The sequence below is a fragment of the Maritimibacter dapengensis genome, assembly GCF_019218265.1.
Classification (GTDB): domain Bacteria; phylum Pseudomonadota; class Alphaproteobacteria; order Rhodobacterales; family Rhodobacteraceae; genus Maritimibacter; species Maritimibacter dapengensis.
Map to the genome: position 1 here is coordinate 120,905 of NZ_JAHUZE010000001.1, position 21,042 is coordinate 141,946.

General features: G+C 63.4%; 25 protein-coding genes. 18 read left to right on the top strand and 7 right to left on the bottom strand.

Going from position 1 to position 21,042, the window contains the following annotated elements; all coding sequences use genetic code 11:
* Window positions 1-36: 36 nt before the first annotated feature.
* The 3 genes from KJP28_RS00645 to KJP28_RS00655 form a co-directional block, all read right to left on the bottom strand.
* Complete coding sequence (locus KJP28_RS00645) at window positions 37-996, bottom strand: L-malyl-CoA/beta-methylmalyl-CoA lyase (RefSeq protein WP_218390303.1); 960 nt, start codon at window positions 994-996, stop codon at window positions 37-39.
* Between the two features lie 88 nt (window positions 997-1,084).
* Window positions 1,085-1,501 carry a DUF6855 family protein gene (locus tag KJP28_RS00650; RefSeq protein WP_218390304.1) on the bottom strand — a complete coding sequence of 139 codons (417 nt, stop codon included), beginning with the start codon at window positions 1,499-1,501 and terminating at the stop codon, window positions 1,085-1,087.
* Complete coding sequence (locus KJP28_RS00655) at window positions 1,498-1,920, bottom strand: SRPBCC family protein (protein WP_218390305.1); 423 nt, start codon at window positions 1,918-1,920, stop codon at window positions 1,498-1,500. Before KJP28_RS00655 ends, KJP28_RS00650 begins: the two co-directional genes overlap by 4 nt.
* Before the next feature lie 78 nt (window positions 1,921-1,998).
* Between KJP28_RS00655 and KJP28_RS00660 the strand changes: the two genes are divergently transcribed.
* The 8 genes from KJP28_RS00660 to KJP28_RS00695 all read left to right on the top strand — a co-directional run bounded on the left by KJP28_RS00660 (window position 1,999) and on the right by KJP28_RS00695 (window position 9,508).
* Window positions 1,999-2,610, top strand: a complete 612-nt coding sequence (locus KJP28_RS00660) for a helix-turn-helix transcriptional regulator (RefSeq protein WP_218390306.1) — start codon at window positions 1,999-2,001, stop codon at window positions 2,608-2,610.
* Between the two features lie 141 nt (window positions 2,611-2,751).
* Window positions 2,752-3,753 carry an N-acetyltransferase DgcN gene (gene dgcN, locus KJP28_RS00665; protein WP_218390307.1) on the top strand — a complete coding sequence of 334 codons (1,002 nt, stop codon included), beginning with the start codon at window positions 2,752-2,754 and terminating at the stop codon, window positions 3,751-3,753.
* 87 nt (window positions 3,754-3,840) lie between these two features.
* Complete coding sequence (dgcA, locus tag KJP28_RS00670) at window positions 3,841-4,806, top strand: N-acetyl-D-Glu racemase DgcA (RefSeq protein ID WP_218390308.1); 966 nt, start codon at window positions 3,841-3,843, stop codon at window positions 4,804-4,806.
* A 1-nt stretch (window position 4,807) separates the two neighbouring features.
* Window positions 4,808-5,419 (top strand): exonuclease, encoded by a 612-nt coding sequence (locus KJP28_RS00675; protein ID WP_255552135.1) that lies wholly within the window; start codon window positions 4,808-4,810, stop codon window positions 5,417-5,419.
* Between the two features lie 57 nt (window positions 5,420-5,476).
* On the top strand, window positions 5,477-6,340 hold the full coding sequence (locus tag KJP28_RS00680) for a D-amino-acid transaminase (protein ID WP_218390309.1): 864 nt from the start codon (window positions 5,477-5,479) through the stop codon (window positions 6,338-6,340).
* A gap of 76 nt (window positions 6,341-6,416) precedes the next feature.
* Entirely contained in the window at window positions 6,417-7,865 is a 1,449-nt protein-coding gene (locus KJP28_RS00685) for an OmpA family protein (RefSeq protein ID WP_218390310.1), read from the top strand.
* A 40-nt stretch (window positions 7,866-7,905) separates the two neighbouring features.
* Complete coding sequence (locus KJP28_RS00690) at window positions 7,906-8,346, top strand: GFA family protein (RefSeq protein WP_218390311.1); 441 nt, start codon at window positions 7,906-7,908, stop codon at window positions 8,344-8,346.
* Between the two features lie 277 nt (window positions 8,347-8,623).
* The gene (locus KJP28_RS00695; protein ID WP_218390312.1) at window positions 8,624-9,508 is read left to right on the top strand and encodes a LysR substrate-binding domain-containing protein; all 885 of its coding nucleotides are present in this window, start codon (window positions 8,624-8,626) and stop codon (window positions 9,506-9,508) included.
* Here KJP28_RS00695 and KJP28_RS00700 read toward each other — a convergent pair.
* The 4 genes from KJP28_RS00700 to KJP28_RS00715 form a co-directional block, all read right to left on the bottom strand.
* A complete protein-coding gene (locus KJP28_RS00700; RefSeq protein WP_218390313.1) occupies window positions 9,505-10,299 on the bottom strand; it encodes a DODA-type extradiol aromatic ring-opening family dioxygenase in 795 nt (264 codons plus the stop codon). The two genes, KJP28_RS00695 and KJP28_RS00700, sit on opposite strands and share 4 nt — an antisense overlap.
* A gap of 91 nt (window positions 10,300-10,390) precedes the next feature.
* Window positions 10,391-11,581: a hypothetical protein gene (locus KJP28_RS00705; protein WP_218390314.1), complete on the bottom strand. Its 1,191-nt coding sequence runs from the start codon at window positions 11,579-11,581 to the stop codon at window positions 10,391-10,393.
* 156 nt (window positions 11,582-11,737) lie between these two features.
* Window positions 11,738-12,055 carry a DUF1244 domain-containing protein gene (locus KJP28_RS00710; RefSeq protein WP_218390315.1) on the bottom strand — a complete coding sequence of 106 codons (318 nt, stop codon included), beginning with the start codon at window positions 12,053-12,055 and terminating at the stop codon, window positions 11,738-11,740.
* Between the two features lie 16 nt (window positions 12,056-12,071).
* Window positions 12,072-12,812, bottom strand: coding sequence for an N-formylglutamate amidohydrolase (locus tag KJP28_RS00715; RefSeq protein ID WP_218390316.1), 741 nt, complete (start codon window positions 12,810-12,812; stop codon window positions 12,072-12,074).
* 165 nt (window positions 12,813-12,977) lie between these two features.
* Here KJP28_RS00715 and pyk point away from each other — a divergent pair, with 165 nt between their 5' ends.
* The 10 genes from pyk (at window position 12,978) to KJP28_RS00765 (ending at window position 20,971) form a co-directional block, all read left to right on the top strand.
* Window positions 12,978-14,423, top strand: coding sequence for a pyruvate kinase (gene pyk, locus KJP28_RS00720; RefSeq protein ID WP_218390317.1), 1,446 nt, complete (start codon window positions 12,978-12,980; stop codon window positions 14,421-14,423).
* 8 nt (window positions 14,424-14,431) lie between these two features.
* Window positions 14,432-14,653, top strand: coding sequence for a hypothetical protein (locus tag KJP28_RS00725; protein ID WP_255552136.1), 222 nt, complete (start codon window positions 14,432-14,434; stop codon window positions 14,651-14,653).
* Window positions 14,654-14,778: 125 nt separating this feature from the next.
* A complete protein-coding gene (gene rpmI / locus KJP28_RS00730; RefSeq protein ID WP_218390318.1) occupies window positions 14,779-14,979 on the top strand; it encodes a 50S ribosomal protein L35 in 201 nt (66 codons plus the stop codon).
* A gap of 14 nt (window positions 14,980-14,993) precedes the next feature.
* A complete protein-coding gene (gene rplT, locus KJP28_RS00735; RefSeq protein WP_218390319.1) occupies window positions 14,994-15,356 on the top strand; it encodes a 50S ribosomal protein L20 in 363 nt (120 codons plus the stop codon).
* 198 nt (window positions 15,357-15,554) lie between these two features.
* Complete coding sequence (gene pheS, locus KJP28_RS00740; protein WP_218390320.1) at window positions 15,555-16,628, top strand: phenylalanine--tRNA ligase subunit alpha; 1,074 nt, start codon at window positions 15,555-15,557, stop codon at window positions 16,626-16,628.
* Window positions 16,629-16,651: 23 nt separating this feature from the next.
* Complete coding sequence (locus KJP28_RS00745) at window positions 16,652-17,086, top strand: hypothetical protein (RefSeq protein WP_218390321.1); 435 nt, start codon at window positions 16,652-16,654, stop codon at window positions 17,084-17,086.
* Window positions 17,087-17,119: 33 nt separating this feature from the next.
* Window positions 17,120-17,401, top strand: coding sequence for a YrhK family protein (locus KJP28_RS00750; protein WP_218390322.1), 282 nt, complete (start codon window positions 17,120-17,122; stop codon window positions 17,399-17,401).
* Window positions 17,402-17,496: 95 nt separating this feature from the next.
* Window positions 17,497-17,778 carry a YrhK family protein gene (locus tag KJP28_RS00755; protein WP_218390323.1) on the top strand — a complete coding sequence of 94 codons (282 nt, stop codon included), beginning with the start codon at window positions 17,497-17,499 and terminating at the stop codon, window positions 17,776-17,778.
* A gap of 69 nt (window positions 17,779-17,847) precedes the next feature.
* Window positions 17,848-20,247, top strand: a complete 2,400-nt coding sequence (pheT, locus tag KJP28_RS00760) for a phenylalanine--tRNA ligase subunit beta (RefSeq protein ID WP_218390324.1) — start codon at window positions 17,848-17,850, stop codon at window positions 20,245-20,247.
* Between the two features lie 124 nt (window positions 20,248-20,371).
* Complete coding sequence (locus KJP28_RS00765; RefSeq protein WP_218390325.1) at window positions 20,372-20,971, top strand: hypothetical protein; 600 nt, start codon at window positions 20,372-20,374, stop codon at window positions 20,969-20,971.
* The last annotated feature ends 71 nt before the right edge of the window (window positions 20,972-21,042 follow it).

Here is a 21,042-nt window from a genome sequence, read left to right on the forward strand (position 1 = left end):
GGTCATGCGGTCTTGCATATTTGGGGCACGATGAAATCAGGATCCGGCGATCAGTTCCGATTGTTTCACGATGACTTCGGCCTGTTTGATCGAGGCGATGTCCACCAGCCGACCCTTGTAGACGGTGGCACCCGCGCCCGTGCGCTTGGCGTCCTCCATCGCGGCGAGGATTTCACGGGCTTCGGCCACCGCTTCGTCCGAGGGTGTGAACACCTTGTTGGCCAGCGCAATCTGTTTCGGGTGGATCGCCCATTTGCCAACCATGCCCAGCGTGGCAGAGCGCAGCGCTTGCGCGATGTAGCCATCGTCGTCCGAGAAATCGCCGAACGGTCCGTCAACGGGCAGAAGTCCATGGGTCCGGCAGGCCGCGACGATGGCCGTCTGCGCCCAGTGCCACGGGTCGGACCAGTGCTTCTGGCCCTCGTGTAGCATGAAGTAATTCTCCTGCGTGCCACCGATCCCCGTGGTCTGCATCCCCATCGACGCCGCGAAATCAGCCGCCCCCAGCGACATGGCGACCAGCCGGGGTGACGCTGCCGCGATTTCCTCGACATGGGCGATGCCGGCGGCGCTTTCGATGATGACCTCGAAGTCGATCCGCTTCTCGCGCCCCTTGGCCGCTTCGATCGCCGTGACCAGCGCGTCCACTGCATAGATGTCGCCCGCGCAGCCGACCTTTGGGATCATGATCTGGTCCAGCCGCTCGCCCGTCTGTTCCAGCACGTCCATCACGTCGCGATACCAATAAGGCGTGTCCAGCCCGTTGATGCGCACGGAAAGCGTCTTCTTGCCCCAGTCGACGTTGTTGATCGCCTCGATCACGTTGGCCCGTGCGGCGTCCTTGTCGGAGGGCGACACGCTGTCCTCGAGGTCGAGGTTGATCACATCCGCCTCGGAGGCGGCCATCTTCTCGAACAGCTTGGTGTTGGAGCCGGGGCCGAAAAGCTGGCAGCGGTTCGGACGGGCCGGGGCGGCGGGTTGGATACGGAATGACATGGAGCCTCGCAACGTCGTTTCGTTTTCGTTGGCTCTTGGGTTAGATTATTGCGCGGCCGCGTTCAAGCATCATTTCGCAGGTGCAGCATCACGCTTTGGCCCGCACCCTGTTGTTGCGTGCGCCGTGTTCGAGTTCGACCAAACCGAGAAGCTCCATGACGGGCGTGACGTAGTTTGCGAATCGCCCACGGTATCCTTTGCGCAGCCCGTAATAGCCGCCGACAGGATTGGCGTCGGCGCGCGCCCACGCCTCCACAGTGTCCGGCTTGACAGGCTTGCCCTCGTCGGCGTTGCCGAGTGGCATCCAATCGCCATGCGCGCGCAGCATTTCGGCGCAGTCCTCGATCCCGGAAAGCCGGTAGGACAACCGCGTCTTGCCGACCTGCACGACGAGCGCCGGCGGGTCATTGGCTTCATCGCGCCAGGCCTGGAATTCCGATGTAAGGGGCGGCGTCCTGAGGAGCCAGGGGTCATCCTTTTCGCCCGTCCCGTAGGTCACGCTCATGCTGCTTTCCTTTCCGCTTGCCCCGCGACGGCTGCCGCAAACCGCTCGAACGTCGGCGTGAGGTCCGGCATGGATCGCCAGATCAGCGGTAGCATCAGCCCGGTGAACGTTTCGGTCATCTCAAGCCGGGTTCCACCCGGCACCGGTGTCAGCGCGAAGACACGGACCCCGTGAAACATCGGCTTGGCGCCACTCGACCATTCCATCCGGCGGGGTGGTTCGAAGCCGGAGACACGGATTTTGAATGCCCGCGTGCCCGAGGCCTCCGCCATGAGGCGAAAGGTCGATCCTTCGCCGATTTCGCCCTCGAGCGATGTGATCCCCGTCTCCAACGCAACCAGTTGCGCGGGATCCGTGAGGATGGCCCAAACGGTTTCCGGCGGCGCGGCAATGTCTCGTGTCACTTTGACCTGTTTCATTTTCACTCCCGGCGAATCCCTCATGCGATGTATACCGGCCAATAGGTGACATCTTTTGTCGTATAACTGCGAGGACCCATGCGCGCCGCCCGATTGCTTCACATGCTGCTCCTGCTTCAGAACCGCGGACGGATGACGACGGCCACACTCGCGGATGCGCTGGAGGTGTCGCGCCGCACCATTCTCAGGGATGTCGACGCGATGACCGAAGCCGGGCTGCCGGTGATCGTATTCCACGGACCGCGCGGCGGGATCGAACTTGGCTTCGACTACCGCACGCGGTTGACCGGGCTGGACGCGGATGAGGCCGAGGCGATGGGCATTATCCTGTCCGCAACCCCGCCGGCACTGACCGCCATCGGGCGCGGTGACGCGGCGGACCGGGCGCGGGCCAAGATATGGGAGGCCTTTCCCGACCAGACGCGCGCAGCGATGGACGCGGCGCGCAGGCGTTTTCCGGTCCGCGTCGCGCAGGCCGGGACAGTGCCCGAGCGCGAAGCCCTGGCGCGCGCCGTGCGTGAACGCCGGATCGTCCGGCTCGACGCCACGGGGGCCGCGCGCAAGGTGCACCCGGTCGCGCTGGTCATGACACCTGGCGGATGGCTCGTGCGCGATGGTCTGAGCGGTGACGAGATCGCCGAGGCGGATTGGGGAGACATCAACATCTCGGCGCGGAGATTCGACGCGTGACGCGCAATTCATGCAAGAAGATTCTCCAAACAGCCTTTTCGGCGCAAGAAACCCCCAAAGATGAGTAAGCAATCATGACTTTTTGGGAACTCTTTTCGCAGTTGCGGCATAGACTCCTCACATCAGCCAGCGGAGCTTCTCATGATTCAGACCCCATACCTTCTGTTCCTCGGCGACGCGCCCGACATGCTCGCCGCCAAGGTCGCTATCGGTATTCGGGACTGGCGCCCCGACAACGCCGTTGGCCAGTTCCGCATGGAGGGTTGCAAGGCCGATCTCGGTCTGACCGACATGACGCTGGCCGAGGCGAAGGCGGCCGGAGCCAAGACGCTTGTGATCGGTGTGGCCAACCGGGGCGGCGTGATCTCGCAGGCGTGGAAGAAGGTGCTCGTCGCAGCGCTCGAGGAAGGCTTCGACCTCGCGTCCGGCCTGCACAGCCTCCTGCGCGATGAGCCGGACCTCGTGGCCGTGGCCGCAGCGACCGGTCAGGCGCTTCATGACGTGCGCGTGCCGGAGGTCAAGTATCCCATCGCCAACGGCGAGAAGCGCAGCGGCAAGCGGTGCCTTGCGGTCGGGACGGATTGCTCGGTCGGCAAGATGTACACGGCGATGGCGATGGATGCCGAGATGCGCGAGCGCGGCATGAAGGCCACCTTCCGCGCAACCGGACAGACGGGGATCCTGATTACCGGCGACGGTGTGCCGCTCGACGCCGTGATCGCGGATTTCATGGCCGGCTCGGTCGAATGGCTGACGCCCGACAACGATGACGACCATTGGGATCTGATCGAGGGGCAGGGGAGCCTGTTCCACGTTTCCTACTCCGGCGTGACCATGGCGCTGATCCATGGCGGCGCGCCCGACGCCCTGATCCTCGCCCATGAACCGACGCGCGAGCATATGCGCGGCCTGCCGGGCTACAGCCTGCCGAGCCTCGAGACCCTGCGCGACACCGCGCTGCCGCTTGCCCGCGTCGCCAACCCGGCCTGCGAAGTGGTGGGCATTTCGGTCAACACGCAGAACATGTCCGAGGACGAGGCGCGGGCCTATTGTGCGGAGACGGAAGCGCGGATGGGCCTGCCCACCACCGACCCCTACCGTTTCGGCGCGGGCAAACTGGTGGACGCGCTGGCGGCTCTGTAGGGTGGTCCCGTGCTGATGCCCGGGACCAGGGCGGGGGGCCAGCCCCCCGCACCCCCGGGATATTTGACGACCGGAAAGAGAGGGTCCATGCGGCTGACCGTAACGCCTGAAACATTTCCGCTTGCCGAGGTTTTCACGATCTCGCGCGGGTCCAAGACATCTGCCGACGTGCTGACCGTGCGGATCGAAGATGCGGGCGTCCAGGGGTGGGGCGAATGCGTTCCCTATGCGCGCTATGGCGAAACGCTTGCCAGCGTCACCGCCGAGATCGAGGGCCTGCCGGAGCGCTTCCGCCGCGACGACCTGTTCGACCTGTTGCCCGCAGGCGCGGCGCGCAACGCCGTGGATTGCGCGCTGTGGGATCTGGAAGCCAAACGCGCGGGCAAGCGGGTGTGGGAGCTTCTGGGTCTTGCGGTCCCCGGACCCGAGATCACGGCTTACACGCTGTCGCTGGGCGAACCGGAGGCGATGGAGGCGTCCGCTGCGAAGAACGCCCATCGCCCGCTCCTCAAGATCAAGCTCGGCACGCCTGACGATATGACGCGGCTCGAGGCGGTGCGGCGTGGCGCGCCCAAATCGCGGATCATCGTGGATGCGAACGAAGGCTGGAGCGCAGCTGTCTATGCGGATCTCGCCCCGCATCTGGTGCGTCTGGGCGTCGACCTCGTGGAGCAGCCGCTTCCGGCGGGCGAGGACGAGGCGCTCATCGGCATGGATCGCCCTGTCCCGGTCTGTGCCGATGAAAGCGCGCATGACACGTCGACGCTGGCTGCGCTCAAGGGCAAGTACGACGTGGTGAACATCAAGCTCGACAAGACCGGCGGGCTGACCGAAGCGCTGCGCCTGCGCGATGCCGCCCGCACCGAAGGCTACCGCGTGATGGTTGGCTGCATGGTCGGCACGTCGCTCGCCATGGCGCCCGCGACGCTTGTGGCGCAGGGGGCAATGGTGACCGATCTCGACGGACCGCTCCTCTTGGCCGAAGACCGCCCCGCGCCGCTGATCTTCGACGAGGCGGGCGTGCATCCGCCCACGCCCGAGCTTTGGGGGTAGTATGCTGCGAGAGACGGTGATCTGGGATGTGGAGTTTCTGACCGACATAGGTGCGCCGCAACGCTTCTGGTGCGGCCCGAACGACCCGGACCCGGTGCTGGTGCAGATCGGCGCAGTGAAGCTGGGTCTCGAAGAGGACTGTCCGATTGGCGCGACCTTTGAGCGGATCGTGACCCCGCGTGGCCGCGACGGCAACGTGCTCGCCCCGTCCGCGCTGTTCACGAAGCTGACCGGGATCGACAAGGCCCGAATCGCGGCAGAAGGTGTCGGGCTTGCCCCTGCGCTTGAAGCGCTCGGCGATTTCGCGAATGGCGCGCGCATCTGGGCCTGGGGCAACGACGAGCATTTCGCCGTGGCCATTTCCTGCTACGTGGCAGGTATAGACCCGCCGCTCCCCGTGACCGCGTTCGGCAATGCGACGCAGCTGTTTCAGCGCGCGGGCCTACCGGTCGATGACATTCACCAATTGCGCTCGGACAAGCTCGCCGCGCATTTCGGCCTGCCGGACGACGACCTTGCCGCCCATGACGCATTGGGCGACGCCCTGTCGACCGCCCGCGCGCTTCAGCATCTCTTGCGCAGGGGTCATCTCGCCCCCAATGACTTCGCCTGACCCTTGACGCTGCCGCCACTTGGTCCGATGAAAGCGCCTAGCCAGAAGGAGACTGCCATGAGCCGCATCGTTTACGTGAACGGAGAATACCTGCCGGAAGAAGAGGCTACGGTCTCGATCTTCGACCGGGCCTTTCTCATGGCCGATGGCGTTTACGAAGTCACCAGCGTGCTGGGCGGCAAGATCATCGACTTCGACGGGCATATCGCGCGGCTGGAACGGTCTCTGAACGAGCTCGACATGCAAAAGCCCGAGGCGTTCGACGACCTTCTGAGCATCCACCGCGAACTGGTCGCCAAGAACGCCATCGACGAGGGCATGATCTATCTTCAGGTCACGCGCGGCTCGGCGGGCGATCGCGACTTCGCCTTCCCGGACCCGGAGGTGGTCAAGCCGACATTGGTGCTCTTCACCCAGTCCAAGCCGGGTCTTGCCGACAATCCTGCGGCGAAGACCGGGATCAAGGTGATCTCCATCGACGACATCCGTTGGGGCCGCCGGGACATCAAGACGACGCAGCTTCTCTACCCGTCGATGGGCAAGATGATGGCCAAGAGGGCCGGGGCGGACGATGCCTGGATGGTCGAGGACGGCAAAGTGACCGAAGGCACATCGAACAACGCCTACATCGTCAAGGACGGCAAGATCATCACCCGTGAATTGTCCACCGACATTCTGCACGGCATCACCCGCGCCGCCGTCCTGCGGTTCGCCAAGGAAGCGCAGATGAAGGTGGAGGAGCGCAGCTTCACCATCGACGAGGCGAAACAGGCCGACGAAGCCTTCGTCACCTCGGCGTCCACCTTCGTCATGCCGGTTGTCGAACTCGATGGCGCACCGATCGGTTCGGGGTCCGTCGGCCCGGTCGCAAGCCGCCTGAGGGAGATTTACCTGGAGGAAAGCCGTAAGGTTGGCATCTGACCGCCCATATTTGCTTGCATTTTTCGAACCATTCGGGCCTGAATGTGATTAGAGCGACCGGGTGGAAGGGGACGCCATGCGGATAATCTTGGGCAGCATCGTCATGATCGCGGGCATCGGCGGTCTGACGCTCTGGGGTGCCACGGAGCGTGGGCCGGGTGTCGAAGACCAGATACGCGTGGCCGCCGAGGCCGCGACCCGGGGCGCTGTCCATTCCATAAAGGCCATCGTTTCCGGGCGCGACATCACGCTCACCGGAATTGCCGACACGGAGGAAGAACTCGCGACCATCGTCGCGGCGCTCGACAAGGTCGAAGGCCATCGCGGCATCAATTTCGACACCGTAGACGTCATTCCCGTCGCCGACCCGTATTCCACCGCGCTTGCCAAGGCTGGCGATGGGTCTTTAAACGTGTCCGGGTTCATCCCGAACGCTGCCGCCGCCGCAACGCTCGAACAGGCCGGCGTGGTGGGCGCGACCGACCTTCCGCTTGCATCCGGCGCACCGGACCAGTGGGAAGCCGCATTCACGGCGGGTGCCGACGCGCTCGCCTCGCTCGACCACGGAAATTTCGCGCTCACGTCGACCAAGGCGATGTTGAGTGGCGTCGCGCTCAGCGCACAACGTGCCGAAGCCGCCCGATCCGCGCTCGCGAACATGCCGTCCGGCTATGAAACCGTGACCGAGATCGAGGTCAACGATCCGGGCGTCGTCACCTTCGAACTGCGCTACGACCCGGTGACGGGCCTCGACCTCGATGGGAGCATCCCCGAAACGCTCGGACCCGACGGGATCGCGGCTGCCATGGGCCTGCCTGCACCATCCGGCGAAATCGTCACGACCGACGCCGCCATGGAGGGTCTTGGCGACATGCTGACCGAGCTTTCGGCCGTTCTGCCGGATCTGAACGGGCTCACGCTCAGAGTCGAGGACGGACAGGTGGCCGAGGCGACCGCGCAGGTTCTTCCGGGCCTCGATATCGCGTTGGTCGGTTCTGTCCTGTCCGAGGCGCTGGGCCGCATCTCGGTCGATTTCACCGATCCCGTGATCGACGCCGAACCGGGCACCACCCGACAGAATATCGCGACGGGAGAGACCGAAGTGCTTCACGAAGGGCACTGGCTGGTCAAGCCGGACTTCGACGTCGCCGGTGCCGTCTGCACCGAACGGGCGCAAGACCTGCAGGAGGAACGGCGCATCGGCTTTCTCACCGGTTCGGCCGAACTCGACAAGCCGTCGCTCGCCGTGATCAACGACCTTGCCGGGTTGGTGCTTCATTGCACGCAGGCCTACGGGATGCGGGTGACCATCGGCGGACACACCGACAGTGACGGTGACGAGAACGAGAATTTCGCGCTTTCGGTCGCGCGCGCGAACGCGGTGCGCAATGCACTCGCCGCGCGCGGAATTTCGCCGCAGAAGATGGTCGCCATCGGATACGGCGAAACCGAGCCGATTGCGTCGAACGACACCGAAGAAGGCCGCGCCGCGAACCGGCGCACCACTTTCGACTGGCAGGGCTGATCGGCGCGCGCGTCATCGTCAGCCAAGACGGGAGCGCATTATGAAACTCACGGGAACCTGTCTCTGCGGCGCTATCGGTTTTTCGCTGGAAGGCTGGGTCAGCCGGGTGCAGGCCTGTCACGCGGAACGCTGCCGCAAGGCGACCGGCGGCCTGTTCGCCCCCGAAATCGCCGCCTCGTCAGAAAAATTTCAATGGGTGGGCGACCGGGATCAGATCGCATCTTACGAGGCGCCGATATTGCACGCGCCGCCGGCCTATCGTCGTAATTTCTGCAAGACCTGCGGCTCGCCGCTTCCGGTCGAAATCGAGGGTGCGGGAATGGTGATCCTGCACGCGGGCCTTCTGGACGACACTCGTGGCCTCGACGTCTTCCGCCACGCCTTCACGGCCCAGAAATCCGCCTGCTGCGACATCACAGACGGTCTGCCTCAGCACGAAGGCCAGCCGCCTGTGCCCGATCCGTCCGATATTCTGCCCTGACACCGATATCTTCCAGAAGGTGGGGCGAGGTTGCTGCGAGCCTTTCGAATTCGGCTCGCGTGATCCGGTCCAACCGCGCCTCACGTCTTCGCACCAGGAGCCGCGAAATTGCCGCGGGCACCGGGTGGAGGACAATGCGATTGCTTCGGCTGGCTGCTGAAATCATGATTGGCTTCCCAACAAATCTGACGTGTTGGTAGTCTACGGCCCCATCATGCTTGCCTGCAAAGCAAGCTTTCTCCTATCATGGATCAGGTTTTCTGATCCTAGAGGTGCCATGAGACTTCCCCCGCCCAATGCCCTTCGCGCGTTCGAGGCTGCCGCACGCCACGAAGGTTTCATTGGTGCCGCAGACGAACTTCATGTGACGCGCGGCGCGATCAGCCGCCATGTTAAACTGCTCGAGGATCACCTCGGCACACCGCTGTTCAGCCGTCACGCCAAGGGCGTCACGCTGACGGAAGCAGGGCGCAGGCTTCAATCTGTCCTGACGGATGCCTTTGGCCGGATCGCGGCAGAGACGTCGCGGATCGCCACGGATGCCGCCGATCTGCGCATCATCTGCCCACCCGCCATGTCGATCCGCTGGCTCCTTCCTCGTCTCGATGATTTTCGGTCCCGCAACCCCGATCTTCGGGTGCGGCTGACCACTGACTTTCACGGTCGCGACGGCTTCGACGCGATCGAGTATGACGTCGGCTTTTCGGTCGAGAACTGGTCGCGCACCGCGCCGACAGCGATGATGCCCCTGTTCGACATTCCGCTCGTTCCGGCCTGCACGCCGTCGATCGCCGCGCGGCTCTCGGCGCCGTCCGACATGGCGGGCGAGACGCTGCTCCATGAATCCGAAAGTCACCGCGACTGGACCGACTGGCAGACGGCATTTGCCGTGCCGGGTCTCGACCCGACCGCCGGAGACGCCTTTCCGAACCTCGACATGGCGACACGCGCAGCCGTGATGGGGACGGGCGTGGTCATGGCCGACCTGACCCTGTGCCGGGACGAGATCGAAAGCGGTGCCCTCGTATTGCCCTTCCCCGATATGGTGACAGCCTCGCCGATGGGGCGAGGCTGTCTGATCGGTGGGGCGGACACATGGGATACACCCAAGGTTCGCCGTTTTCGTGAATGGCTCGGCGAAGTGGTGGCCGCTGAGGCTTAGTCGAACCGCCAGCTCGATGCGGTCACACCGCCGAAGATCCCGTCTTCGTGGTAGACCCGCGTCGCCTTGCCGTCCTCCGCCGCGCCCAACGCAGCGAACAGCGGGACAAGGTGATCTTCTTCCGCATGGCAGACGCGAGCGTAAGGCGCGTCCTCCCAGTGGATGAGCGCCTCGGTCCGTGCCCCGGCATCGAGGTCCAGCGCGTCGTTCAGCCACGCATCGAACGCCTTCGACGGCACTTCCGCCTGCGGGCCGAAGTTGCGCAGGTTGTGATAGGACAAGCCCGACCCGACGATCAGCACGCCCTCGTCCCGGAGCGGGGCGAGCGCACGTCCGATGGCGAAATGCGCCTCCGGGTCATAGCCTTTCAGAAGCGAGATCTGGAACACCGGCACTTGGGCTTCCGGGTACATGATATAAGCTGGAACGAAGGTGCCGTGATCGTAGCCTTGCGTCTCGTCCAGCGTGGCGTCGATCCCTGCCTCTTCGAGCAGAGCCTTGGCGCGTTCCGCGATGTCCGGCGCACCGGGCGCGGGATAGACCACGTCATACGTGTGCGGCGGAAAGTTGAAGTAGTCGTAAACCATCGGAGGGTTGGCGGCGTGCATCACCCGCGCCTCGTCCGCCTCCCAATGGCCCGAGATCATCAGGATCGCCCTGGGTGTTTCGGGCAGCTCTCCGGGCATCGCGGCAAGGCTTTTCTCCAGCGCGGCGAAGCCCTTGCGCATGTCCTCGATCCACGGCCAGGGGCCGCCGCCGTGAGAAATGAAATATGTTGGCATCCGTGTCATGTCGCACTCCGATCTTCGGTTGGATCAGATATGGACCATTTCAGATGTTAACAGAAGTGCCCGATGCCAAACATGATCTGTGCGCAAGCGATCAGACGGCCTGCGCCGGCCACCGCGTCTCCTGCACGTCCGCCGCGGCGTAGCACAGCGACAGGTTCGGGTTTTCCACCTCCGGATCGCCCGGGTAGCTGCTGACCTTGAGGTCATCCACGCACACGCCCTTGAGCACTGCGATCAATCCGCCATCGACGCGCACTTCCACGTTGCCGTCCTTCTCCGTCAGACTGTATTCGACCGGGTCCTTGGCGTGGGACCGTGCAGGGCCGATGGCGCAGGCGTTCTTGGCGATGATGTTCAGGGCTTCGGCGCGCGGATCGAAATCCTCGATCACGACAGGATCGTCCGCGCCGTAGCTGTCGTAGATATGGCAATCCGCATCGTCCGTTTCGGGCGTCTCGACCGGCTCGACCGGCGCGGCACTGGCCAGCACCTCATCGACCTCGGTCAAGTCTTCGCTCTGGGCCTTGGTCTCTTCCGCGACCTGATCGGGCACTTCGATAGCGTCTTCGACATCCCCGGCGTCCTGCATCGTGTACATTCTGAACGCCGTGGGCGACAGCGCATGTGCGCCGATCACTTCGAGGCGTTCATCCTCAACCGCGTAGGGCTTATCGTCCGGGTCGTCGAAAGCGTCGCCCTCGTCCTCGATTGCGGCCGCCTGTATGCCGGCGTCCTCGTCCTCGTCCTCTTCGGCATCGGCCGTCGCGTCCTCAGATCCGAAAATATTCCTGTCGTCGTCATCCTCGGATTCATCAGGCGAAACATCCGACGATTGCGCGTCTTCCGGCTCGAAAAGGTTTTCGTCCCCGGCGCCACCGGACAGGTAATCGACTTTCGGTCGGCGCGGCGTGATATCGTCGGCACTCTCCACCTCGGCAGGTTCGCTTTCAGCGGTGTCTGGTTCGTTGTCCTGATCCGGCTCGTTGGGGGTCTTCACCAAGGCGATGACGGTCCCGGAGTCCGAAATATCTTCGGCCTCGTCGCCGTCCTCATCAATTTCTTCATCGCCATCATCGACGGCATCGCCCTTTTCGACAATCAGATCGGTCTGACCGAACGAAGGCTTCAGGCCCACGGGCTCGAACCCGGCCCGATCTTCCTCGGGTGCCAGGGTCTCGGGCTCGCCGTCCTCGGCCCAATCGTCAAGGTCCTTGGAAAAGAGCCCGCTCAGGACGAGGCCCACGATCGCCAAGGCGACAAGTGCAATGAAAGCGACAAGCATGGCAAACCCCGAACTTGATTGTTGCGACGCGCAATCTCGCACGGGAATGTGCCGATTATAGGTTATTATTCGAGCATTTTTGGTTAATAGGCGAAAGTCCGGCCCTTAATTCGCCTCAATTGAGAATATTGTCGCCGAGAACGGGACAATAAATCCCTACGACTTGTCTTTCAGGACGTTCTCTTTGAACGATTTTTCGAATTTAGCCTGTTTTTCCGGGCTTGCCTCGGTCTGGTTCTGCGACTTCCAGTCTTCATAAGGCATTCCATAGAATACTTCGCGTCCCTCTTCCTTCGTCATATCGATTCCCCGCGCGTTCGCGGCCTCCTGATACCAGCGGCTCAGGCAGTTCCGGCAGAACCCGGCGAGGTTCATCATGTCGATGTTCTGAACGTCGGGACGGTCCTCCATCAGGTGCTGCTGGAGACGGCGAAACGCGGCGGCTTCCAATTCGATGCGGGTCTGGTCGTCCATGTGTGGTCCTCCTGGATTACAATTGGGCGGCGATGCGCACCTCTTCAAGGATCGGGGCGAGCCGTTCGGCCCATGCATATTGCTGCGCGTCGGTTTCGATCAGGTCGTTGCGGATCTCGATCAAGACGTTCGCGCGGCGGTGATGGATCGCGTGGCGATCTACGCTGTCGCCTTCCAGATGCCCGCCATAAGGCTCGTTCTCACCCACCACGAGGTCACGCTCTCGCGCCAGCCGCTCGATCAGCGGGCGCGAAAACCGCTCGTCCTCGGCATACAGAATCCCGATATGCCACGGGCGCGGGTCACGCCCGCGAAGCTGCCGGGTATAGGAATGGATCGCGACGTAGATCGTATCGTCCTGTCGCGCGGCCAGACGCGCCACCGCCTGATGATAGGGCCGGTAGCACAGGTTCAGCCGCCGTTCCGTCTCGGCCTGACCGGCGTGGCGATTGGCGGGCACGATCGTTCCGTCATAGAGCTTCATCAACAGCGTCGGATCGTCCTCGCCCCGGTTCGGGTCGATCACGAGACGCGAGAAATTCGAACAGATCGCCGGGCTGTCGAGCATCTCGGCCAGCGCCACCGTCACCCCCGCCGCGCCGGGATCGAAGGCGATATGACGGGCCATGTCCTCGGCCGCGACCCCCAGATCGCCGCCTGCCACCTCATCGGGCACCGTGTTCGTCGCATGATCGCAGGTCACCAGCCACCGGCCGGGCCGCGCCTCTCCGAAAATGTGGTAGGGATGATATGTCATGCGCCTGTCGTGTTTTTCGCCAAACCTGCGTAACCGAGCCACAGGGAAAGCAAAAGAGGGCGAATGCGCCCGATTTTTCGGCAGATGCCGTTGCTTGCCGCATCGGCAACCGATAGAGAGAAGCCGACTGTTACCGCAAACACCCGCAGCGAGGTCCGACGCCCCATGAGCCGTAATCGAAACACCAAGATCGTCGCCACGTTGGGTCCGGCGTCCTCGACCTACGAGATGATCAAGGTGCTCGCCGAAGCCGGGGCCGACGTGTTCCGCATGAACATGTCGCACGGCACACACGACGATCACCGCGAACGGCACGCCCAGATCCGCAAGGTCGAAAAGGAACTCGGACGACCCATCGCGATCCTCGCCGACCTTCAAGGTCCGAAACTGCGCTGCGGCACTTTCGTGGCCCATTCCGCCGAGTTGGAAGACGGGGATATGTTCCGCTTCGATCTCGACCCGGCGCCGGGCGAAAACCACCGCGTCTGCCTGCCGCACAAAGAGATTTTCGATGCGCTCAGCCCCGGCGACACGCTTCTCGTGAATGACGGCAAGATGCGGCTCGAGGTCGTCGACAACGGCGATGATTTCGCCAATTGCAAGGTGATCGTCGGCGGCACGATCTCGGACCGGAAAGGCGTGAACGTGCCCGACGCGGTGCTGCCACTTGCCGCCCTGTCGGAGAAGGACAAGGAAGACCTCGAATTCGCCTGTTCGCTCGGCGTCGACTGGCTCGCGCTCTCCTTCGTGCAGCGCCCCGAAGACGTGGAAGAGGCGCGCGCGCTGGCACAGGGCCGCGCCGCCGTGCTCGCCAAGATCGAGAAACCCTCGGCCGTGCGCGCCTTCGACGAGATCCTGGCCGCCTCCGACGGCATTATGGTCGCCCGTGGCGATCTGGGCGTCGAATTGCCGGTGCAGAACGTGCCGCCAATCCAGAAGCGTCTCGTCCATGCCTGCCGCCGCGCCGCCAAACCGGTGATCGTCGCAACGCAGATGATGGAATCCATGATCGAAAGCCCGGTGCCCACCCGCGCCGAGGTCTCGGACGTGGCCAACGCGATCTATGAAGGTGCGGACGCGGTCATGCTGTCGGCGGAATCCGCGGCGGGCAACTACCCTCGTGAGGCGGTCGCGACGATGAACGCCGTCGCGATCGAGGTGGAAAGCGATCCGACCTACCGCGAAGTGCTCGACAATTCCCGCAAGGTCGCGCGCACGACGATTGCCGACGGGATCGTCTCGGCGGCCCGCGAAATCGCGGAAGCGACGGACATCAAGGTCATTTCCTGCTTCACCCAATCGGGCACCACCGCGCTCCTCGTGGCGCGGGAACGGCCCAAGGTTCCGATCATCGCGCTCACGCCGCTCAAGGGCACCGCGCGGCGGCTCTGCCTTTCGTGGGGCATCCAGAGCCACATGACCGGCGAGGTGGACCGCTTCAAGATGGCCGTGGTCTCGGCGGCACGCGCGGCGCGGGAAAGCGGGCTGGCGACCGAGGACGACCAGATCGTCGTCACCGCCGGCGTGCCCTTCAACGTGCCCGGCACCACGAACATCCTGCGCATCGCGCCCTGTGCGGAACGTTTGATTTTCGCGACTGACCCGGAATAACTGGGCACATGCCCCACGACCTTTACATGTCCATCGGGATCATCGTGCTCGCCTTGGCGATCCCTTCGGCGCTGTCGTCCTGGATCGAGCGCCGGTCGCCACGCATCGCGACGGTTCTGATCCTCGCAGGCGGAGGGCTGATCGTCTGGACGCTTCGGACGAAACCAGGGGGTTACACGCTCGAAGAAATCCCCGGCGTGTTCATCACCGTGATCGGGCATTACTGGTAGACGAAAACCGCCAAAAACCCCTTGCCAGACGGGACCAACCCCACTATACGCCGCATTTCCATGCGGGACCGGCCGACAGAGGCATGCCGAGTCGCGCGTAACGTCTGAAAAGAATGGAGACGCAAATGCCCAAGATGAAGACCAAGTCGAGCTGCAAAAAGCGGTTCAAGGTGTCGGCCACCGGTAAGGTGCTGACGGGTCAGGCCGGCAAACGCCACGGCATGATCAAACGCCACAAGAAATTCATCCGCAACGCACGCGGTACCACTGTCATGTCGGCGCCTGACGCGAAAATCGTCAAGTCGATGATGCCCTACGATCGCTAAGAGGAGGTACTGACATGTCTCGCGTTAAAGGCGGAACCACCACCCACGCTCGCCACAAGAAGGTGATCAAGGCAGCGAAAGGCTACTACGGCCGTCGCTCCACCAACTTCAAGACCGCCACCCAGGCCGTCGACAAGGCGAACCAATACGCAACTCGCGACCGCAAGCAGCGCAAGCGCAACTTCCGCTCGCTCTGGATTCAGCGGATCAACGCCGCCGTGCGTGCGAACGACGAAAGCCTGACCTACTCGAAGTTCATCAACGGCCTGTCCGTTGCCGGCATCGAAGTGGACCGCAAGGTGCTCGCCGACCTCGCCGTTCATGAGCCCGAAGCATTTACCGCCATCGTCGACAAGGCGAAGGCCGCGCTCGCGTAAGCACCCGTCAGGGTCGAAGAATTGAAGCCGCGGAGCCGAAAGGTGCCCGCGGCTTCTTTGCATCTGGCGCCGCCCTTCAACTCCGGGCGGCCTTTCATCGCGAAGACGGGCCAACGGCTCGGATGAGCATCGCGAGCGACTTGCAAACGCGCCCCCCGCTGGCTAGCAGGGACACGACGAAAACCAAGGGGATCCGGGATGGACGACCTGAAGAGCAAATACCTCGACCTGATCGCGAATGCGGGCGACGAAGCCGCGATCGAAGACATCCGCCTGCAAGCGGTCGGCAAGAAGGGCGAAGTGGCCCTCAAGATGCGCGAACTGGGCAAGATGACGCCCGAGGAGCGGCAGGTCATGGGCCCCAAGCTCAACGCGCTCAAGGATGAGATCAACGCGGCACTGGCGGCCAAGAAAGCCGCGCTCGGCGACGCCGCGCTGGATGAGCGTCTGCGCGGCGAATGGCTCGACGTGACCCTGCCGGGCCGCGCCCGTCCGCAAGGGACCATCCACCCGATCAGCCAGGTGACCGAAGAAGTCGCCGCGATCTTCGCCGACATGGGCTTCGCCGTCGCCGAAGGCCCGCAGATCGAGGATGACTGGCACAATTTCGACGCGCTCAACATCCCGCCGCACCACCCGGCGCGCCAGGAGCACGACACCTTCTTCATGCACCGCGAGCCGGGCGACAACCGCCCGCCGCACGTGCTGCGCACCCACACCTCGCCGGTGCAGATCCGCGCGATGCAGGATCAGGGCGCCCCGATCCGCGTCATCGCGCCGGGCCGTGTCTATCGCTCGGATTACGACCAGACCCACACGCCGATGTTCCACCAGGTCGAAGGCCTCGCCATCGACACCGACATTTCGATGGCGAACCTGAAATGGACGCTGGAAGAATTCTGCCGCGCCTATTTCGAGGTGGACGAAGTCGAACTCCGCTTCCGCGCCTCGCACTTCCCCTTCACCGAACCCTCGGCCGAGGTTGACCTGCGCTGTTCATGGAACGACGGCCAACTGACCGTGGGGCAGGGCGACGACTGGATGGAAATTCTGGGCAGCGGCATGGTCCACCCCAAGGTGCTGGAAGCCGCCGGCATCGACGCCAGCAAGTACCAGGGCTTCGCCTTCGGCATCGGCATCGACCGCATCGCGATGCTGAAATATGGTATCCCAGATTTGCGCGCGTTCTTCGACAGCGACCTGCGCTGGCTCCGGCATTACGGCTTCAGTGCGCTGGACGTGCCGACGATGCGGGGTGGGTTGAGTCGGTGAGCTTTGTTTATCGAAAGGACTGGATGGCCCAAGTTCTATCGATTGTTGGGGAGTCCGGGATTCACGGAATGGATCACAATGGCATCATCGGAAAGGTGATGGATAGAGGCAGAAAATACCAGTCAAACCGATTCAGAATTTCCGTAATGTCCGCTCACAGGTTTAGCGAAGACGAATTTGAGGACTACCTCATTTTAGCTTGGCGTTTTGGTTTGGTCACACGTTCAAGATACCAAGAAATTGAATTTCTACCTGAAAAGGACAAGTCTGCGTACCACCTTGAAGATGAGGTGGTTTGTTTGACGCGCGAAGGTTGGGAATTTGTGGAAGAGCACTATAAGCCCCTGCTTCACAGATGGTGGGCAAACATCATCGAAAACATTCCTACAATCGTCACTTCGATTGCCGCGTTTGTTTTGGGACGCATTCTGTTGCAGCAGATAGGGATTCTCCCCTAACGCAAAATCGAAAAAACTGGGAGAACCGAACCCATGCCCCTCTTCCGACACGAGAACCGCCAGCGCTCCCATGCCTCCCGCGCGCTCTACGCCCGCTTCGAAATCATCTACACCTTCGTCGATTTCACCGCCGCCTTCCTGTTCCTCATCGGCTCTTTCCTGTTCTTCTCCGAAGCGACCCAGACCATCGCCACATGGCTCTTCGTCGCTGGCTCCTTCGCCTTCGCGGTGAAACCCACCCTGCGCCTGATCCGCGAGATCAAGCTCTACCGCATGGGCAAGATCGAGACGCTGGCGGAGCGCGAGCAGGGCTGACGCCGCCGCCCACAAGGTTAAATTTCCGCAACGTCGGAACACCCGCCCGACCGCTTCCGTTACCGGCATCGCAACGCCAATGACAGGAGCGAGAAATGGGACTGTTTCGCCATTCCAACCGCCAGCGGACCGAGCGGTCGAAGACCATCTACGCCCGGTTCCAACTGGCCTATACCGCCGTCGACTTCGCCGCATCGCTCGCCTTCGTGGCGGGGTCGGTGATGTATATGCTGAACGTGTCCGAGACGACCGTGATCTGGACTTATCTCGTAGGATCGGTGCTCTTCGCGACCAAGCCCACGCTCAGGATCTCGCGGGAGATCAAGCTCTATCACATGGGCCATGTCGATCACCTTGCGCAAAAGGCCGAGCCGTAAGCCTCGGCCTTTTCAACCGCGGCCATTTGCAGTAACCCGCATGGGCACGCGTAAAGGGATACGAGACCGATGAAATTCACCCTCTCCTGGCTGAAGGACCACCTCGATACCACGGCTTCCGTGGACGAGATCTGCGAAGCGTTGACCGACCTTGGGCTCGAAGTCGAAGGCGTCGAAAATCCGGGTGAGAAGTTGTCGGCCTTTACGCTGGCCAAGGTGATCGCCGCTGAACAGCACCCCGACGCCGATCGTCTGCGTGTGTGCCGCGTCATGACGAACGAGGGCGAGAAGCAGATCGTCTGCGGCGCGCCCAATGCGCGCGAAGGCATCACCGTAGTTCTGGCCAAGCCGGGCGACTACGTTCCCGGCATCGACGTAACCCTGTCGGTCGGCAATATCCGCGGCGTTGAAAGCCACGGCATGATGGCGTCGGAGCGAGAGCTTGAATTGTCCGACGAGCACACCGGCATCATCGAACTGCCTTCGGGCGAGGTGGGTGAGGCCTTCGTCGACTGGCTCGCCGCCAATGACCCGGCCAAAGTCGACCCGGTCATTGAAATCGCGATCACGCCCAACCGCCCCGACGCGTTGGGCGTGCGCGGCGTGGCCCGCGACCTCGCGGCCCGTGGCCTGGGCACGCTCAAACCCGCGCCCGAAGCGAAGGTGGAAGGCACGTTCGACAGCCCCATCGGCGTCACCATCGACGACGACACCGCCGAGCTTGCACCGCTTTTTCAGGGGCGTCTCATCAAGGGCGTGAAGAACGGGCCGTCGCCCCAGTGGCTGCAAGACCGGCTCAAGGCCATCGGCCTGCGCCCGATTTCGGCGCTCGTCGATATCACCAACTTCTTCACCTATGACCAGAACCGCCCGCTCCACGTCTTCGACGCCGACAAGGTGAAGGGGAGCCTGCGCATCCATCAGACCGAGGGCGGCGAAACGCTCCTCGCGTTGGACGAAAAGGAATATAGGTTCGAGCCGGGCATGGTCGTGATCTCCGACGAAGACGGCGTGGAAAGCATCGCCGGCATCATGGGCGGCGAGCATACCGGCTGCACCGAGGAAACCACCAACGTCTTCCTCGAAGCGGCTTTCTGGGAGCCAGTGCAGATCGCCAAGACAGGCCGCGCGCTGAAGATCAACTCGGACGCTCGTTACCGCAACGAACGCGGCATCGACCCGGCCTTCAACCCGGTCGCGATCGAGCTTGCGACGCAGATGATCCTCGACCTCTGCGGGGGCGAGCCGTCCAACGTCGTGACCGCTGGCGCCGTGCCGGACACGGACCGCGCCTACAAGCTCGACACCGACCGCGTGCAATCGCTCGTCGGAATGGACATTCCGGCGGACGAACAGCGCCGTTCGCTCGAAGCGCTGGGCTTCACGCTCGAGGGGGATATGGCCCATCCCCCGTCGTGGCGGCCTGACATTCTGGGCGAAGCGGATCTGGTCGAAGAAGTCGCGCGTATCGCGTCGCTGACCAAGCTCGAAGGCAAACCCCTTTCGCGCGGGCAGATCGGTGTGCCGAAACCGGTGATGACTCCGATGCAGAAACGCGAAAACGCCGCACGGCGCACGGCGGCGGCGCTGGGCTACAACGAATGCGTGACCTACAGCTTCATCGACGCGGCCTCGGCGGCGTTGTTCGCTGGCGGCGCGGACGCCACCCGTCTCGCCAACCCGATCTCGTCGGAAATGTCCCAAATGCGCCCCGACCTGCTTCCGGGCCTCCTGCAGGCGGCCGCCCGCAACCAGGCGCGCGGCTTCTCCGACCTCGCCCTGTTCGAGGTCGGGCCGCAATGGTTCGGCGGCGAGCCTGAGGAACAGAAGACCGCCGTGACCGGCATCCTCGTCGGAAATACCGGCCCCAAGGATGTGCATGGCGAAATGCGCCCGGTCGACGTCTACGACGCCAAGGCCGATGCCGAGGCGATCCTCGCCGCAATGGGCGCGCCCGCCAAGGTGCAGATCCTGCGCGGGGCCGAAGGCTGGTGGCACCCCGGTCGCCACGGCAAGATCTGTCTCGGGCCCAAGAAAGTGCTCGGCGTGTTCGGCGAACTGCACCCCAAAGTGCTGGCCGAGATGGACGTCAAAGGCCCCGCCGTGGCCTTCACCATCTACCCCGAGGAAATCCCGCTCCCGCGCAAATCCGCGGCCACCCGCGCCGCTCTGGGTGCATCCGACCTCCAGCCGGTCGAGCGTGACTTCGCCTTCGTCGTGGGTGCCGATGTGGAGGCGCTGACGCTCGTCAACGCGGCTCAGGGCGCGGACAAGGTTCTGATCGACGAAGTGCGCGTGTTCGACGAATTCACCGGTGGCACGCTGGGCGAAGAGGGCAAGAAATCCCTCGCCATCACCGTGCGCCTGCAACCGCGTGACGAGACGCTCAAGGAAAAGGATATCGAGGCGGTCGCCGCCAAGATTGTCGAGAAGGTAGAGAAGGCGACAGGCGGCACGCTTCGGGGCTGATTGCCCCCGCACCCGACCGCGAAGGGAAGCGCCGCCGAAACGCGGCGCTTTTTCTAATGTGTTTACCGAAACACCGACTCCCGCCATTCTGAACCCGGTTTCAACGGAGCAGGAGGTGCGCCTCATGATCGGCCCTTACAGGTTCCCCGCCATGGTTCTGGCGACACTGTCTTTTGCCGCGCCGGCGTTCGCCGCCGAGCAGGACGCCATAGACGGCTGCATCGACGCCGTGCGCGAACGCGTCGGACTCATCGGCGGAGAGATTCTGAACTCCTCCTTCTCCGAAGCGGCGACCGAGGTCTATCTGATGGCAGCGGATGGCACGTATTGGCGCTGCTTGGCCTATTCCGACGGCGCCGTGGGTGAGCTTACGGAAGTGTCCGAAGCCGACCTACCGGATTTCCCCGACCCGTTCGAGCCGACCCGCGTCACGTTCGACTCCGGCGCTTCCGGCGCGACCTACGAGGCCACGATGGAGGCAGGCGGCGTTGCGCAATACGTCCTTAGCGCGTCAGCGGGTCAGACGATGAGCGTCGTGATCGACCCGATGGGGGCAGACATGTATTTCCAGATCATCGGGCCGGACGATTCCCGGCTGATCGGAGGCACCGATGCGACCGAACCGTTTTCCGGTACTTTGCCCGCGAGCGGGGATTACACCGTCGAAATCGTGAGCCAATCCAGCGACGTGAGCGACTACAGCGTCACATTCGGAGTGGAGTGACCGGGCCTCGACGCCGGTTCAGATTCCGACAAGAAAAAGCCCCGGCCAGAGGCTGGCCGGGGCGCGATACA